At 43.0% G+C, this 16,700-nt stretch carries 10 protein-coding genes; all 10 read right to left on the bottom strand.

Annotated features, from left to right (window positions below; all coding sequences use genetic code 11):
• Positions 1-29: 29 nt before the first annotated feature.
• A complete protein-coding gene (locus LJ707_RS02315) occupies positions 30-1,229 on the bottom strand; it encodes a DGQHR domain-containing protein (protein WP_228949118.1) in 1,200 nt (399 codons plus the stop codon).
• Positions 1,226-1,777 (bottom strand): hypothetical protein, encoded by a 552-nt coding sequence (locus LJ707_RS02310; RefSeq protein WP_228949117.1) that lies wholly within the window; start codon positions 1,775-1,777, stop codon positions 1,226-1,228. Before LJ707_RS02310 ends, LJ707_RS02315 begins: the two co-directional genes overlap by 4 nt.
• A 105-nt stretch (positions 1,778-1,882) precedes the next feature.
• Positions 1,883-3,871 carry a hypothetical protein gene (locus tag LJ707_RS02305; RefSeq protein WP_228949116.1) on the bottom strand — a complete coding sequence of 663 codons (1,989 nt, stop codon included), beginning with the start codon at positions 3,869-3,871 and terminating at the stop codon, positions 1,883-1,885.
• A gap of 4 nt (positions 3,872-3,875) precedes the next feature.
• Positions 3,876-9,068: a DNA phosphorothioation-dependent restriction protein DptH gene (dptH, locus tag LJ707_RS02300; protein WP_228949115.1), complete on the bottom strand. Its 5,193-nt coding sequence runs from the start codon at positions 9,066-9,068 to the stop codon at positions 3,876-3,878.
• Entirely contained in the window at positions 9,040-10,521 is a 1,482-nt protein-coding gene (gene dptG / locus LJ707_RS02295; protein ID WP_228949114.1) for a DNA phosphorothioation-dependent restriction protein DptG, read from the bottom strand. Before dptG ends, dptH begins: the two co-directional genes overlap by 29 nt.
• Complete coding sequence (gene dptF / locus LJ707_RS02290; RefSeq protein ID WP_228949113.1) at positions 10,518-12,272, bottom strand: DNA phosphorothioation-dependent restriction protein DptF; 1,755 nt, start codon at positions 12,270-12,272, stop codon at positions 10,518-10,520. The genes dptG and dptF overlap by 4 nt, the downstream gene beginning before the upstream one ends.
• Positions 12,273-12,277: 5 nt before the next feature.
• Entirely contained in the window at positions 12,278-12,535 is a 258-nt protein-coding gene (locus tag LJ707_RS02285) for a helix-turn-helix domain-containing protein (RefSeq protein ID WP_228949112.1), read from the bottom strand.
• A gap of 152 nt (positions 12,536-12,687) precedes the next feature.
• Positions 12,688-13,083 carry a DndE family protein gene (locus tag LJ707_RS02280; RefSeq protein ID WP_228949111.1) on the bottom strand — a complete coding sequence of 132 codons (396 nt, stop codon included), beginning with the start codon at positions 13,081-13,083 and terminating at the stop codon, positions 12,688-12,690.
• On the bottom strand, positions 13,073-15,220 hold the full coding sequence (locus tag LJ707_RS02275; RefSeq protein ID WP_228949110.1) for an AAA family ATPase: 2,148 nt from the start codon (positions 15,218-15,220) through the stop codon (positions 13,073-13,075). Before LJ707_RS02275 ends, LJ707_RS02280 begins: the two co-directional genes overlap by 11 nt.
• Positions 15,210-16,529 (bottom strand): DNA phosphorothioation system sulfurtransferase DndC, encoded by a 1,320-nt coding sequence (dndC, locus tag LJ707_RS02270; RefSeq protein ID WP_228949109.1) that lies wholly within the window; start codon positions 16,527-16,529, stop codon positions 15,210-15,212. Before dndC ends, LJ707_RS02275 begins: the two co-directional genes overlap by 11 nt.
• Between the last annotated feature and the right edge of the window lie 171 nt (positions 16,530-16,700).

Raw genomic sequence — 16,700 nt, 5'->3', positions numbered from 1 at the left:
TATAAATAGTCTATTAAACGTGCTCATAACTAGTTTAATGGTTCAATATTAAATCGATCTACTAATTGGTTTACGCCTTTACTACTCAATAATATATTGCTAAAATCAACATCAATACCTTCTAACTGTGCTATAAAGAACGTTTCTTTTAAGTCATTGATCGCCATTCCTTTAGATGCCAATATTATAAATATCTTAAAGAGAGCGGAAAATCCCACAGTCTTTTTTATTACCGTATCCGGCAGTTCCCATTCAACCGGATATGTCTTTTTAACAGCATTGAAAAAATTAATCAGTGCCTTAAAGATAATATCATCCTCCTCGTCGACAAAAAACTGTCGGAATATTGGTCGTCGTGTGGTCATTGTAGGTATCAAAGACGGCTTTTTCCCATCGGCCAGAACACGCTTGTCCTCTTCTGCTTGCTTGATATTCCCGCAATAGAGCAATAAGATGTTTTTGATGACAGTGCTTTGGGTGATATATCCAGCGTAAAACGAGTTTGCCTTTCCTAAAATCCTGATCCAGTTTTTGATTGGGGAAAGTTCGCTTTCATTCAGCAGCTTTACTAATTCATTTGCCACTTTATATGGGCTTCTTTTTTGCGACAAACCAAACAAATCATAAACGAGCGAAGGCGACACCCTTGTTTGTTTTCCGTTAATAGTTGCGAAAATCTCTGCCTGCTTGTCGACTAATTGTTCCACGAATATTGTCACGGGCAAATCGAATATTAAATCTGAGCCACTGTTATCAAAACCGGACATACGATGTTGACCGTCTATGATTTGCGCAACATTTTCCACGTACGGAAATACGAAAAGAAAAGTATCTGGCAGCGCCAAACCCAAGTGATAATTGTTGGGGAAGTTTTTGATATCATTATTATCATCTACAATAATATTCAGATCGAAGGTCGGCGCAATTTGTATTACATCCAGTTTTTCATTTGGTATATTAATGATTATTGAAGATGGAAAGGTAGCCGAGGAGTCTTTATTTACATAATCCGAAATTTCCTTTTTTCGATCAGGGGCCAATTGCCTTTGTATCCCCGCATACTCTTCCTTTCCGGCTTCGTCTATACCCATCAGAATCCGTGGGTTAGTATAAGCGATTTTTTTCAATACCTCCCATGGTACAACTGTGGTATATAATTCCCCAATGGGTTGAACTGTCCTCTGGCAAAAAAGAAGTACGCATTCTGTGCCATTTATTTCCCTAATCATACACTTACTCCCTTCTTGCTTTTAGTCTTTTTTGACAATTCTTTTTCAATTTTTTTCGCTTTTACTTCCTCTGAATATTTTTGAACGTCCGCAAATTCAACCTTTTCCTTAAAGGTTAAATACATCGCACAAAATATGGTAAGAAGTAACACAAATCCAGAAAGCATGACGATATTGGTTATGAAGCACCAACTCCTATCGAAATTGAGCTGACATTTTATGAAAACGTATGAAAGCGTAAAATATAAAATGACAAGGCCAATATTGACGATGGTATTTAAATGCTTTTCTTTTTCATTTTTGTAATCGAAAAGAATCGCAAAATAAGAACACAGGATGCCAGAACAAAGGGTTAGTATACTACCATCCCCGAAAAAACCTCGCTGTTCTTTATCACCAAGCCCATGTACTTCCCACCACAAAATCAGAAAAGGGAACAGTGAAAAGATAAATGTAATTGAGAAAAAAATGGCGAATTCCATTTTTCTTTTAGCCAAAACATACCTATAAAATTGATATAGGTAGCCAAAACTGGGATATTCAAGCATTACGTGAAGTATTTAGGATTCTTTTCTAAGTTAAAATAAAATCTATATATGCAGCACATATTATTGTGAAACATATAATATTCAAACATTACTGCACATTTAATTTTACTCCAAACCATTAACCTGAATTGTCGGAAATAACATTTCGCTTTTTGAAAATATTTCGTGATGATATTTGATTTCAATTTGAGGTGAACCTATTCTCCAGTCAAGTGGTTCATCAATAAAACTCACGATTTCCTGGGTCGTTAATTTATCTGATTTTGCATATCGCTTTTCGCTTATGACCTCATGGTTCTGGTTGGTAAACCTAACTTTCGCTCCGTTAAGAATTTGCATTAGACTTCCTGTGCTCATTATGCTCACTCCATCATATTTCCAGCCGTTAAACATATGAGCATTTGTCATTACAACTGGTTTAATCACAGAGATTTCATCGAGTTCTTTTTTGCTGAAATGATGATTTAGAATATCTTTTTTCAGTCCAATAACCTCTATGGCTTTTTTTACCTGGCTGACACCATGAATAAGCTTATTTTTGAACTTCCACTGCTCGAACTGGTTAATTCCTGTTCCGTAGTAGATTTTAAGTTGTATGATAAGAAGCAAATCCCCTTTTTTTGCAACCAGGTCAATATCGGTGATCAATTTATTTTTTTCTTTAAGTTTAATGCCTGTGGCTACCTTTTCCCAGTCATGGTTTAACATGGTATAGGCAACATATCGCTCCCAACCTTTACCAATTTGATCGGCAATTGAGCCGCCCCGCATTAAATTCACCCGTACGCTTTCAGGCCAGTTATCAAAAACGAAATTATCAAGTGCATAAACTATTCCCGTTTTATCTCGAACAAAGGGTGCTTTGAATAGATCCAAATGCTGAACCAACGGCAAATCTGAAATAAATAGCCCAGTTGCGTCAACAATTTCTGCACCGTTAATTTCGATGGTGGTTAAAAAATTTTTAATCAGCTTTAGGGGTATTTTGGCACAGGTAAATAGGTACTTTCCTTTACTGGATTTTCCCTTTAGCAGCTCCGGGGCGAGTGTGAAAGCTAACAAAGTTACGGCAGAAAGATAGGCCGACAGAACTTGCGATTTTGTTAGGTTGAAACCCACAAGCAATTCGTCTTCGGCATCCAATTGATCTAAAAGTGCGAATAACTTCTTTTTTCCGGCATCATATTTTTCGGTGCCACTAACGAAAATTGAACTTTCGTTTTGGTAATGATCCCAGGCAAGGTCAAAAGCTCTCAGAATGCTATTTTCGAGAACTATGCGCAACCAGCGTTTTTCCTGTCTACCTTTAAACCGGTCAGCCAAAATTCGTTGCAAACCCAAATCACGGGCCTTCTCCAAATTAAAATCGGTTAGTTCGAATTTATAAATCAGTTTGGAATCGTTGCATGCTGTTGATTTCACCAGCCATTCCCCGTAAGATACTTTATCTAGGGCATATTGGTACGAATTAATATTGGCGGACCTTCTAATTGCTTGAAATAGAAATTCTGGTTCTTCGTCCGTTATCAAGCCTTTTAAATCTGTATCCGGATTGGCGATTTGACATTTTGAAAAGATATTGAGAAGATTACTCACGGCAAAAAGCGTATCGACTAATCTCCCTCTTAATGAATTTTGGGTTGAACTCTGAAAGTCTGCCAATTGCTCATGCTCCATTGCCTGCTGATCATATTGCTCCAGGTTCTCGTAAAAATGCTCGACCATTTGTAACAAGCGGCCATTAACAATCGTGATTGCCAGGAATAGAAACTCTTTTAGCCCTTGGTTTTTAAGTGGCGATAAGAATTCTATGACTTGGCTCTCAATTTCACGCGTATGGCTCGAAAAAGTGTTTAAAAAAGCGAGATAGTTTAATTCATAATCACGCTCGTCTGATTCCGGAATCAGACGATAAACAGTCTTACGATAGGCATTGGTTAATTCAATTTTATCTTCAGGAATTAGCAAAAGTTTATGTTCCTTGAAAGTTAACAAAACGTTTACGTCCGTTGCACTTTCTAAATGAGCAATTGATGATTGGGAATAATTGTTTCTTAGATCATCTTTGAGCCGATTTATAGAGTTCAACGCCATTGATTTATGAGATTAGCTTCCAAAACGGATAATCTTCAATTAAGATTGGCTTTGAACCGGCCAAATTAACCGCGCTGTGATGTTTTTCCAATTTCTTTATCATCTGTAACAATTGATCCTTTTGGTCCTTATCAAAGACAGGAAACAGGGCCTCAACGTCCTTCATCTTGATATCGTTCACCCGGTGCACGATCCAGGTTAAAATGTATTGGGCATACTCATTGTCGCCCGTCGAAAAGTGGTTCAGGAACTGCGTAGATAATAATGTACCGACACCGAATTCCCGGCCCTCCTTCAGGATTTTACGAATAGACATAAAGTTCTTACTCAGGAAATTGTCCGCCTCGTCAACCAGGATCATTTTGGTCAGTTGCCTAAAATTCTGATCGATCTGGCTATGCCCGTTCTTTTGCATTTGCGAGTAAAACGCATCCAGTGTGATCGCCACGACCAGGTTCTGGATGTCACCGCTATAGCCGGACAGATTGATGACGGTTACCCCATCGATCAGTTCATACAATGATTTAGTTTTGGACCCATCCGGTTGAAAAATCTGGTACTCGTACAGCTGGTTGAGCGCCGCATGCAGGCTATCGGTGGTCATCCGCTCATCTTCCAGGTACTTTTCATATACATCAGCAATTGTTGGCGCCAGATTTGACCAGGTTTCCCGCTGATTCTTCAGTATGCCTTTATCTTCATATGCCAGCATTATCATTTCTTTCAGCAGCGCTTTTTGTTTATTTCCGAGATTAAAGGCCAATGATATAGTTTCCTGTAAGGTAGAAGCTATATGTAAGGGCAGCAATGGCACTGAGCGCGGTGTGACATCAACCGATAAAGGGTTATAAGGTAAGTCGTAAAGCGTATATACCTTGGCATTAGTGGCGTTGACAAATGCTTCATTAATATAGTCTCCCTTGTAATCGAAAATCAGGATGCCGATGGATTTTGCTTCAACATTGTTTTTGCTTTCTTTATACAGCTGGGTAACCAGCGACTTGGTGAATTGGGTTTTGCCTGTGCCCATGGTGCCAATGATCCCGGTGTTACTGTGCATCACCTGGGTAGTGTCTGTCGGGAACCAATAAACAGGTTGTCCATTGTTGATGTCATTACCGAAATAAATGCGCATCGGCAGTTTTTCAGTAGTTTCCGCTTCCTCTTCAACGATCGGTTCTGCCACCAACGTTTCGGGGATAGGTACCGGTTCCGGCAGGATTGGTGTTGGTACAGGCGTCGCAACTTCGATAGTTGCCGGCAGGTCAGTAAGTGCCGGCGCCTTTTTGATGAGCAATTCTTCTTTCTTAATGGAATTGGGCATATCAAACAACCACCGGTTCAGTTCAGGAATTCCCTGAACAAGGTATTGGTAGGCATCTTCTTCAAAATGGGTAATTAAAATACCATCTTCTTCCGGCAAATAAGAACGAATTAGTGCCGATTGTGTGAAAGCAATAACTGCATATTTATTGATCACGCTGGATAATGCTGTGGTTATATCAAAATCGTCGTTCAATAAGCGGCTGCGGAAGTCGCCGGTCACTTTGCCCCAGTTCTTTTCAGGCCACACTTCGTATAGCTCCATCTTACTGGCGTTCATGATGGCAAGCTTGGCGAAAAAGCTGCGGTAGAAGGCTGATTCAAAAGATTTAACATCTGATGTCAAATGCTCATAGATTAAGTTATAGGTTTTCAGCGCCTGATTGCGGGCTTTGTCCAGTACATCGGATTTATTGATACCTATCTTTACTTCGACCGGGTAAAACTGAACCTGCAAGCGGCCTTCCCGCTCGTAAAGGCCGATCATCAGCAAATCGTCCGAATGCTCATTTTTTGCACCCAGGTTAGAAGTTGAGAAAAGTCCTTCAGAGCGACTCAAACCAGCCCCGCCGGAAATCCGCAGGATCTCTTCGAGTGAAACAGGTACCCAGGTTACTTCCGGGTGCTCGTAATAAGCCAGGAATACTTTTACTGCCGCGGGGATGCTTATTTTTTCCTTTCGGGTTTTTTCATCCTTTTTTCCGATCATTTTAATCAGCCATTGCCCATTGATCGCATTATATAAGTTAATCAGTTTATAAATGTCTGGTGGCGTATAATTTACTCCCTGTGCGGTAAGTATGGTTTCGAGTAAATGGCGGTATTGCGTCGACTTCCTGCTCACGGTTATCGCGTCAAAACCGCTGGCATTACTATACTGGTCGCTATAATGAATAATGATCAGGTCCGTTTCATCCTTGAAAAAGCTCAGGTCGAAATGAGGGTCGACGAATACTACCCATTGTGAATGATCGTAAAGCTTATTCAGATTCGCCTTGATACCATTATTAATGGTTGTGCAAATTACTTTTTCTTCTTCAAATGGATCTTTTGAAAAAGATACCCGAGCCAGGCTGTTATAAGCCTTGGCGATATTGATCAACTCGCTTTCCCCCAATATGTAATCAGTGCCAAAGCCGGTAACATAAGTGAGGTCATGGTAATAAGATGGCAGGTCCGAAAGGAGCCCATTCATCGACAAGCCCGAGGGGATTTGTTTGTGATCCCGGTAGGTGATACTGGTATGCTGATTATCGAACTGGTAAAATGTCAGGTGGGCATACTGGTTATTCAGATTCGGTTCAATGGCGTAATAATGAACTTTGCTGCGGAACGCATTGATCAGATCTTCAAAATCGATGCGCTTAGTATTTGTCATCAGATCGAAAGACCGTTCAATATCCTCTTGCTCGATCAGGTGGGACATCCGCTCAAACGTAGTTACGTATTGGTCTGAACCGTGCAGGAACAACTCGATAGGGCGCAGATCATGCATGGCCACACCGCCGAGCACTCGTTCTTTGTAATAATCAAATATTCCCTGCAAAACCTGCTTACAATCACCCATATTAAAGACATTGATCTTAATAGGTGCCCGTAGGTCATAAGCGAAGAGAAAGGAAAAATTAGTAACGAACTCATGTATCTTCTCACTCACGAGCCCGCGGATAAACTCCCTTCCTGCGAAGCGTTTAAAATGAAGGTCATTGCTATAATAAAGCCATTCCGGCGAATGGCTGTTCTCTTTGCTGGCGTAGAGTTGGCGGGACTGGTTACCGGTTTCGTTCTGCCAGAAAAAATACGGTAGCAGGTTTAGGGGCGTCAGTTTCCTGAGCATTGCATCGTATAGCTTGTTCTCTTTAACCTCGCTGTAGATCTCCAGTTGGTAAGCTACCATTAAAGGGTGAAGTGGGCTTACTTTGACGATCTGATCCTTATCTGTCTCGGTTACGGTTCCCAGCATCAGCAGGTCAGCTTTTGCGTCTTCCTGAAGAATCTGTTTTTCGCCGATCCCGTTTACTTCCGTCAGAAACGTTTCTATATATTCCCGTGCAACTACACAAGCTTCGTCGTTATGGTAAAACAAACTCGGAAGATAATTGCCTGACTTGATGATGTTGATATAATTTTGGTAGGCCGTAGCCATCCTTTGAGAAATCCTCAGGTGCCGTCCGCTTAATTGATTTCCTTCTGATTGGCACCAGGCCGGAAACGGCTCGGCCATCATTTGAATCTCCAACAACAGGTTTTGGCGAAAATCGTCCCGCGGACCGAATTCTTCATTGCCAAAAACCAGTTTGAGCGTGTCGGTTTCCGGCACATACACATGCTGGTAACTTTTGCGCTCGATCCGTTTATTTTGCCAGACATCCCAGCCTTTTACCGGCTTAGAAGCCCCAATTTGCTGCTTAACTAAAACGTCCAGGTCTTGCCCTTGCTGAACCAGGCGGAATGGGAACTCTTCTTCATTGTCGTTCCGGATATTCAGTATTAATGCGCGATCCTCTTGAATGGTATATTCAGCTTCCGGTACCAGATCAAATTCGTCTTTTTCGATTGCTCCGGTATTTAAGCGGACAACGTTTTCGGTATCCAACAGGAGCTGCCCTTCCGTGCTCAGGCTATAATTTGCTTTGAACTCTTCTAAAAAATCTGAGGTGCCGTCGATCACCCATACACGAAACCGGAATTTGGCGCTTGGGACTTTCTGGTCGGCATATTCAAAAAATAAGGATTCGTCGTTAAATGCAGGTGCATTGACGGTTAGTTGAAGCTGTTTTCCTACCCGCTCAACATTTCCCAAGGTGCGATCAACCCGGGTTAGACTTAGGCTCCCGCGTAAAGTCGCGCTGAACCCAAAATTCTGGGTAAAAGGGTAGCTTCCGTTAGCGTTAAAAATGATCACATGAAACAGGCGCTTGTTTTTAACATCTTTTCTTTCCCACAGGGTCTGGTTCGCACTAAGCAGGTTCTGTTCGGCTCCCTTATAATCAACCGGCTTTTCCTTGTCTGGTTTGATGATCATCCTGACCAGGTCGGCATAATCGATGAGTTTCCATGATTCATCGGCCAGGCCCTGTTCGATCGCGGTAATGCCGGCCGATGTAAGCAGCCTGTCCAGGTCGCTTTGGACATTACCATAATTTGCAGCGTATTCTATCGTCTCAAATACACCATGGTTCTGATCCAGTTTTTCACGGATCCGGTTAACATCCATGATCGTTTCCAATTCCTGATGCGGGAATAAACCGAGCAGTTGGAAATCTTCCTTTTCAAATCGCTTGTTTTGAACGATGGCGATAATATGATTGAAGTCAAAAATGCTGAGTTCGCCCATAGGAAACTCTGCGATTTTATTTCTAAGCGCAAGCTCTAATATAGTCCGCTTATCTGTTTTAGTTGGAAAGGTCTGGGTGATCTTTTCCTGGATATTCGCATAAAAACTGTCGAAGCTGAGCGGCATACCCGATTTGGTCAGATCGCCGCTGCCGCCGATCAAACTGTCAAGCTGCCCGCTAAAAAGAATCAGGATTGCCGTTTTTTCAAAAACACCTTCCTGCAGGGCTACCTGATTGCGCAGCATGGTCAGGAAGTTTTCGGTGGCATCTTTATGGGATGCCAGGATCAGTTTGATCCCGCCAAATTGAATAGTCTTGGTGTTGTAAAGTTGTGTATCTTCATCGTAGCGATAGCTGAAGTCCTCCACCAGGTCGGGCTGGTGTTCGATCAACTGCCGGAAGCATAGGGCTACGTCATCTTCGTTCTCAAAATGCACAAAGTAACGATCACCTGGCTGAAGCGGGTTCGTTGTCGTAAAATAGCGGAATAAAATTTCCGCCAGGTAGTTATAGAACTTGTCTAATGTATTGTGCATCTCCGCTATCGCTTTTTTTCTCTATCAGGTTAATTTTTTCGTAGATCTCCAGAATGGCCCGCTTGCTGGCCTCATCAAAGTAAATGCCGCGGTTTTTAAAAGCCTGCATCAGGTCGTTCAGCCTGATCTTGGACCGCTCACCAATGCAGAGTTTGGTCAGGAAGATGAGCATTTCGTGGGAAAGGTTCAGCGAGTAGCCATTTCGCCCGCGGTTCTTCAGGAAATTCTCTTTGCAAAAGAACAGGAACCAGTTGGCGAAGGACTGTCTTTTCGATTTTCGGCTGGAATGGTCGAATTGGAATTCTATCCGGTGAAATAATTCTACCACCTTTTTTTCCAGATCGTTGGCAAATGGCCGCGATTTTGTTTTGCGGTCAAAGTCTGCCTGGAACTCGTCCCAGCTTGATTTTTCAACGGGTACCACACTCACATAAAAGGAGATTAATTCCTGGATATTGGTTTCCAATGTTGCGGCTTGTTCCGCATCCAGTTTAGCGAACAGGTCCTTTAATACCAGGTAATCATAGCCGCTTTCCTGCACCGGTAGCGGTAAGCGGTTGAGCATATCCAGGTTGACCGAATGTGACATCAGATTGATCAGCCTCGGCTCCAGCATCTTCCAGCCTTGCTTGATCGTTTTACGGTTTTCCGATACGGTTTCGCTTTCGATGGTAAAATACAATGGAGTAAAGCCGGTCCCATCGTTAAAAAAGCTATTCAGCGAAAAAGCCAGTTGGGTAATGTAGAAAAAGTAATAAAATTTAAAGAGCAGGTCGCTTTCGTCCAGGAAACTCTGCTTGTCCTTGCTCAGGAATTCGAAGTCGCGCTGGAAAAGCGAGATGACCTCGGGATTGATGACGTGGTAATCCGGATCTTTCGGATCGTCAGGCCTTCTTGATTTGACTGCTTTTTCTTTCAGTTTAGGCAAGGCTTGGTTGAGGAGTTGCTGAAAAATATTTTCCGGCACGCCTTTTTTATCCTGCCATAGGGTGGCAACCTGATCGTTAACAAATATCTTGCACAAGAAATCCGCAATGTTTTCCAGGCCTGAATCCTTCCGTTTCCAGTAAAGGTAGGCCTGGGCATCCACACTGAATTTGATCAGCTCGGACCCATTGAAGAACAATGATTCGGCAATATGCAGGAACTTATCCCGCAGGTCTTCGGTGGTATTTACTTCAGTCCTAATAAATTTCAAGATCGCCGCCTTCAAGCCCGGTTTAAAGTTAGCGTCTTCCATATCGGGCGGCAGTTCTTTGCGGATCATCTGCCGGTAGCAGTGGCCGATATAACCATCAAAAGAGCGAAAATCCAGTTTCTCGATGTCTTTGGCCTCCAGCTTGGTGATGAAGGGCACGATCGGGAGCCGCGTCGCCTTGTTATGTTTGAACTCGTAACCTTTGGCAGTCCTGCTCACGTAATATTTTAATGCTGTTTCTACGTCGAAGCTCATGCCCTGTGTAATTTTGAAAAGGTGAATTCCTGGTATTCGTCGTTAAACTCAAATTTGTAGTCGAGAGGGAAACCAAAATTTATCTCGTCGATATATAAAGTTTGTCCCTGGATATCGGCAAAGGTTACCTGTTCGACAAAGCGAGCAAAATTGATATAAGTATGGCGGTCCAGTTTATTAGGGCGGTAACCCGCGTTTACATTTTGGAGCAGCACATATAAGGCATAATCCACAGTGATCGGGAAAATATGATCACCGGGAAGTGAAAAACGCAGGGTGACCTCCTGAGTAAATTCATTGATAACTGCCAAGTCTTTTTTATCCTCGCGTTTGGGCAGGATGACTTTCAGGTTCAATTGCTTAAACACCCGATAGGCGTTGTTTTTCACGGTTCCCGATACGATGGCTTTATTTTTTTCGGAGGTGCCGCCATTCCAGCTGTACGCTGCTTTTTTTACGAGGTCAATGATCGGCCTTAAACCTAATGCATCGTTGTTATTAAAGGCGAATAAAGCCCTGGTGTATTCAAGGAAGTAGTCGTCATTATAGATCGCAGCCGTTGGGTTTTTAAAGTAATTGAAACGCAAATAGGCTTTGATGACCAGTTCATGTTTAATCCGTTCATTGGGCTTCAGATCCAGTGGCCGGCTTAAGAGCTCCGGAAACTCCCCGGTTAACCAGGTAATGGGTTCTGGTTCGGTAAAAAGCAGTATTGCACACTCATCAAGTGCTTCGTAACGCCTTATGGCCGGGTCAAGCTGGTAGAGATTAAAAAAGATCTTGGACAGCTTAGGGTTTTCGAACAGATAATAAGGTGCCAGGAACTGCACCTTTTCTTCCACTGAAAGTGCCTGGGTCAGCGCCAGGTATTTAGGTAATTCTGGGTGGGCCAGTTGATAAGGTACCAACAGATCATAAATAAAGTTGAGTACCTGACGAAAGGAAATAATCTGCTTTTCCTTGACAAGGCAGGCCACCAACATGTACGCGATCACCTTTCGATACGGACGATGGGTTAGAAACTCGTAGTTAGCCTTGATCGCGCATTGCCCGGCCCAGGGCTGGGCAGCCACCCATTGGTAAGCCTGATAGATGGGATTTTGGTTGGAACTTTGAACGATCCTGCCGAGCAATTCTTCGATCAGGTCTACTTTCGGGCCGTCCGCGCTTAAGCTGTAAAAATGATAATTCGTAAAGTTGACAAATTTGAATACCGGGTCGGTGCCGGTATCATTGTCTGGTTCTGTGCCGTCGGCTTCTATGATCCGGTTACTTTCGACGAAAGCCTTTAGCCGGCCAAAACCATCTTTCTTTTCTTCCAGAAAATTACTCAACGTCCCTAAGTTGATGGCCAATATGACTTTCTTTGGGTCTGAACCTAATTGATCATCCGCGAAAGGTTGCAGTACTTTACTTAGTGTATCGTTACAGGTTTCATCAGGACTGTAACTCTCGGTCGCATCGTTATGAATATGGAATTTAGAGAAATAGGGCTCCAGATCGTTCGTGCCTTTAAGCCGGGCGAGCAGGTGTGATTTACCGTCACCTACGTTACCGCAAACTAAGAGCAAAGACGGGCCTGGCGACTGGCTTGCCCGGATGACCATATCGGTCAGGACCTGTTCTACCGGGCGACTGATATGAAGATAGCTTTTCAGGGCGTCGTCGATCGGGGCATTGGCGTTCGCGATCGCTTCCTTGGCAGACTCTTTAAGTTTACCCAACTGGGCGATGAGTTGATGTGTCTGCATAGTTATTAATTATCAAATCCTTTTGCGAAAAACTCGGACACCGGTATATCCAGTGTTTTCAGGACTTTCATCAGAGTCAAAAATTTCAGGTTGTCGCCTATCTCGTATTTTCCGTATTGGGTGCGGGAGATCCCGCTTTCATAGGCGAAATGTTCATAATTGGAAAAACCTTTTTCGATCCGCAATTCTTTTATCCTTTTCGCCAGTTTTTCTAAAAGTAGTAATTCTTCGGGGCTGAATTTTTCGGTTTGACTTTTAGGCATTAGCAAATCTTGCTAATTGCAGGCGCATTTCGTACCTGTCTAAAACGGTACTTTCAAAAAGGCTAAGCTTATTTTTCGTATTTGGATATTTTCGCGTTTCGCGTCCCTATCAAAAAAAAAAGCAGCCATTTATTGGCTGCTTTTATGCTGAATCAAAGGGCGAACTGAAGCCCTTGATCGATCTTTGTGGCGATGAAATCGAAGCCAGTAGTACTGACATTGCCAGCGAATTCGGTATTGAGTAATTCCAGGCCATCGTCGATATGCATTTTAATATAGCGGCTGATATCCTTATCGCTCTTATACACATTGTAATGGACACAGATCAGCGCAATGTAGTAATCCGTGTAATCGCCGAAAAGCACTTTGGCGCTATACTCTTTGCCGCCCGAATCCTGGATCTTCGACAGTTCCATTTTCCGTTCTAAATTGATAGAGTACGCTAGAGCCAAACGTGCGATGATGTTCTCCGCACCGAGGTTCAGTTTACTTGTCAAACTGCTGACGATCTCCTTGTTGGCCTTAGAAGTTTTGATATTACTGAACATATTCCTGACTTTGGTTGTAATTCACAAACAGTTGATCGGCCTGCACCGCTTTAAACACAGAATGGTATTTACCATTCTGATTGATCAGATAAGCTTTACCTACTCGCGGAAGCATCCATTCGTATTCCTGCTCGTTCAGTTCCTTTTGCAATAGCGGGAATAATACAACCTGCCCGGAAAGGAAGGGGTAGAATTCCTGGATAATGTTACGGGAGTGCTGTTTATCGAATTTCTGAAGTGGGCTGTCAATGAATACAGGGAAGCGAATATTGGACTCATCAACCAGCGCTTTCAAAAGGGCGGTCGCATATAATTGCTGTTCCCCCTTAGAAAGTAGTTCCTTATCTATAAACTGCTTTTGATGATCATATAATTCGATATCGATCAGATCCCCGGAAATGACCACATTTACTTTACTCACAAAATCGTCTTTATGCATAAGTCGATTCAGCTCCCGCAGGATGCTTTTCTCCAGGTTGATCTTCTTTTTAATTTTAAGTTGATTGATGAATTTATCCAACTTTTCAATGAGCCTTTCGGCCATGGTATCTTTTTCCTTATCCGTATCTTCCAGGTCAACCTTTTTGCTTAACTCGGAAATTTTGCGGGAAAGCACTTGTATCTCCGTTTCGGCATTTTGTTTTTTGGCTGTAATACCGGCGATCTCGTTTTCCAGGGACCTGATCTCTTCATCGATGCGGTCTTTAGACTGGCGTATCTCCATGATTACCGGGTCACGTTCTTTTGATTCCGCATCTGAAAGCTTACGTTGAACATTACTGTACATGGTTTGGAGGCGCTTCTGTTCCATTACCAATTGGCGGAACGTTTTGCTATAAGCATTCTTTAAGTTATCGTAGATAGCAAAAAATTGGTTCTGCTGGTCAAGCCTAAAATCAAGTAATGTTTTTACTTCCTGCTGGCGTTCCGGTAGCAACTCCGCCCTGATAAGGCCGAGCAGCGTCTCCTCCGTTTCAGAGGTAAAGTTAAATTTAGTTTTAAAGCCTTCCATCGCCGCACTGATCGCCGAAAATTTATCCTGTAATAAAGTGCGCGAGGCCATACTGTTATTCATTTCTGCTTCCAGTTGTTGTTTCACCTGCGCAACTTTTCCAGCCAGCATAGCGAATGGAGCCAGTTCCAGCAATTCGTTAAAGCGGGTCTTGGTTTTAAGCAGGTCGTGGGTATACTGGACCTGTTGTTCTTTAAGCCTTTTTAATTCTTCCAGCGTGATCGAACTCCCCTCGCGGATCAGCTGTTCCTGATATTTATCTGAGGCAATTTTTTTGGAATGGATAATATCCGCCCGTTCTTCCAGCTGCTGTAAGTAGTGCTGGCCCAGCTTTTTGTTTTGGGTAAGCTGTTTAGAGAGTTTCTCCAGTACATTGCGATCACTTTTTACAGCGGACTTCTGCCTTAAACGTAACCTTAAATTTTGCAGGTTACCTTTCAGGTCGGTATATTTCTTGATCCCTAATACTTCGGCATAGGCCTGGCTTAGGTAACGCTTTTCATCTGCAGTATTGATATCCGCCAGGGCAACGATCTTCTCCGCGTCGAAAAAGAAAAATTTAGCGATCTCCTTAGGTAGTATAAAATCATTAATAAAGATTTCAGGTCCGACACCTTTGGTCAGTTCATTAACCTTGCCATCAATCAAAATTTCTACGTCCTCCTGGTGGGTTTTTATATCATACGTCCGTTTGATCTCCACAAATTCGCAAGGCACCGAAGGGATCATCAGACCGGATAATTGCAAGCCGACGCTGAAAGAAGAAAAGCCAGTCAATTGCTTTTTCAGCGCAAGCTTCGCTGCCGAGTTAGGTGTAAGCGTAATTTCTTCCTGTAGGGCTGCGATCTTTTCACCCGATTCGCTCAGCGCGAGACGGTTCATCAATTTTTCGCAATAACGCTTATAACCACCCGATTCCAGGATGTCCTGACGATAGCGCTCATCGACATCCGTCATTAATTTACCGTAAAGGCCCCAAACAAGAGAAGTCAACAACGAGGTCTTGCCAAAGCCGTTGTTACCGGCGATGACCGAGATATTGTTACTGATATCAGTAGCCAGGTCGAGTTCGTTATTCCCGTAATAAACCCTGAAATTAGATAATGATATTTTATTAATGAACATCCTGTTTCCTGTGTTTGATATGGTGTTCCAAATGATTTTCGATATCGCTCTGTAACCCATAATTGTTCACCATAATGTACCTGGATTTTTGAATTTCCAACAGCTCGTTGATCAGTTCAAATTCCGTATCATCATTGCAGGCCTCCTGTAATATCTCCTTTTCAAAGATCGTATTGTCGCTGAAATCGGTCTTATTCAGGTCGGTACCATAAACTTCGTTATATATTTCTGCCACGCTGTAGTTGAAGATCGAATCGCGATGCCAGGTAACCTGGATCGCTACCAGTTCCTGGTAATTGATCAGCACGAGGTCGGGTTCGGATTGCTGCACTTCTTTTTGTGCCTGCAATAGGGTCTTCAGCATCAAAGCACGCTTCTCTGGGTAGTAAGGCCCCCATACATCTTCGCCTGTGATATCGCTGTTGCGTCGCCTCTTTTCTCGCCAGTCACGATTGTTTCGTTCTTCCTGGAGCATATCTCGGAAGTCGGATAAAGGAATCATCCATTCTTCGCCATTGTCGATCAGCGCCTCCATTGACTTATCCTTATTGACCACGGTGCATACCCAGCAGCCAAATCGACTGTTACCGCAGGACGGGGTCGTATCGTCAATCACTAAAGGACAGTCGCCGCCATTGGCATTTCGGTAAAGGGTCACCAGGTCGCGGTTGGTACCACCCCATGGCGGATCGACCTGCAACAGGTAGGTCCACACCTCATCGGTAAGTACATCTTTGATCAGAGCGAACACGTAGGCATTGGGCAGGATATGTTTCCTCAGCCTTTCGCCTTTCACTTCATATTTTTTGATACTCCGGGCACGGTTAGAGCTTTCAGCGCTGCGCGTTCCTAGTAAAATGATCACTTCACCGGTTTCACTTATTTTGGTTTTGATGAAGTCTGTTGTTGGGTTGATCTTCAAACGCTCGGTACACCATCGGAACATATTGTTCGGTGCCGGGTATCCTTTCCCCAATAGGTTGACCCAAAAAGTTTCTTCCAAGATCGGGGTAGTTTCATGCACGGTGATGGGCATGCCTTGACTGGCCGCTGCGCTTTGCAGCTTTTTTAAAGTATGGTGCACAAATTGCGCGATCTTCGGGTTCTCTACAAGCGTATCGTTACAAACGACATAGATATGCCTTGTCCGCAATTCTTGGGGTAGTTTTTTAATTGCTAACCATACGAGTTGAAGTAGCATGGTAGAATCTTTTCCGCCGCTAAAGCCTATGATCCAAGGCCTTGGACTGTCATCGTTAAGATACTGATCCTGTATCTCTGATTCTAAAAATTTAATATCTAACGACATATGAACTGGTCAAAATAGGGATATGCTAACTAATATAAAACATGTGGCCGACATATCAGCAATTGGTGCAAAAGTACTCAGTTGTTGAAAAATAGTCGCATGATTTTAAATATTAAGACAATCATACCTTCCTGTTGATTAAAAATCAAATGCTTAATTAAAAAAACACTC

It is taken from the genome of Mucilaginibacter sp. UR6-1 (assembly GCF_020880975.1).
Taxonomy (GTDB): Bacteria; Bacteroidota; Bacteroidia; order Sphingobacteriales; family Sphingobacteriaceae; genus Mucilaginibacter.
The sequence above is the reverse complement of the archived record's forward strand: the minus strand, read 5'-3'. Positions and strand labels throughout refer to the sequence as shown.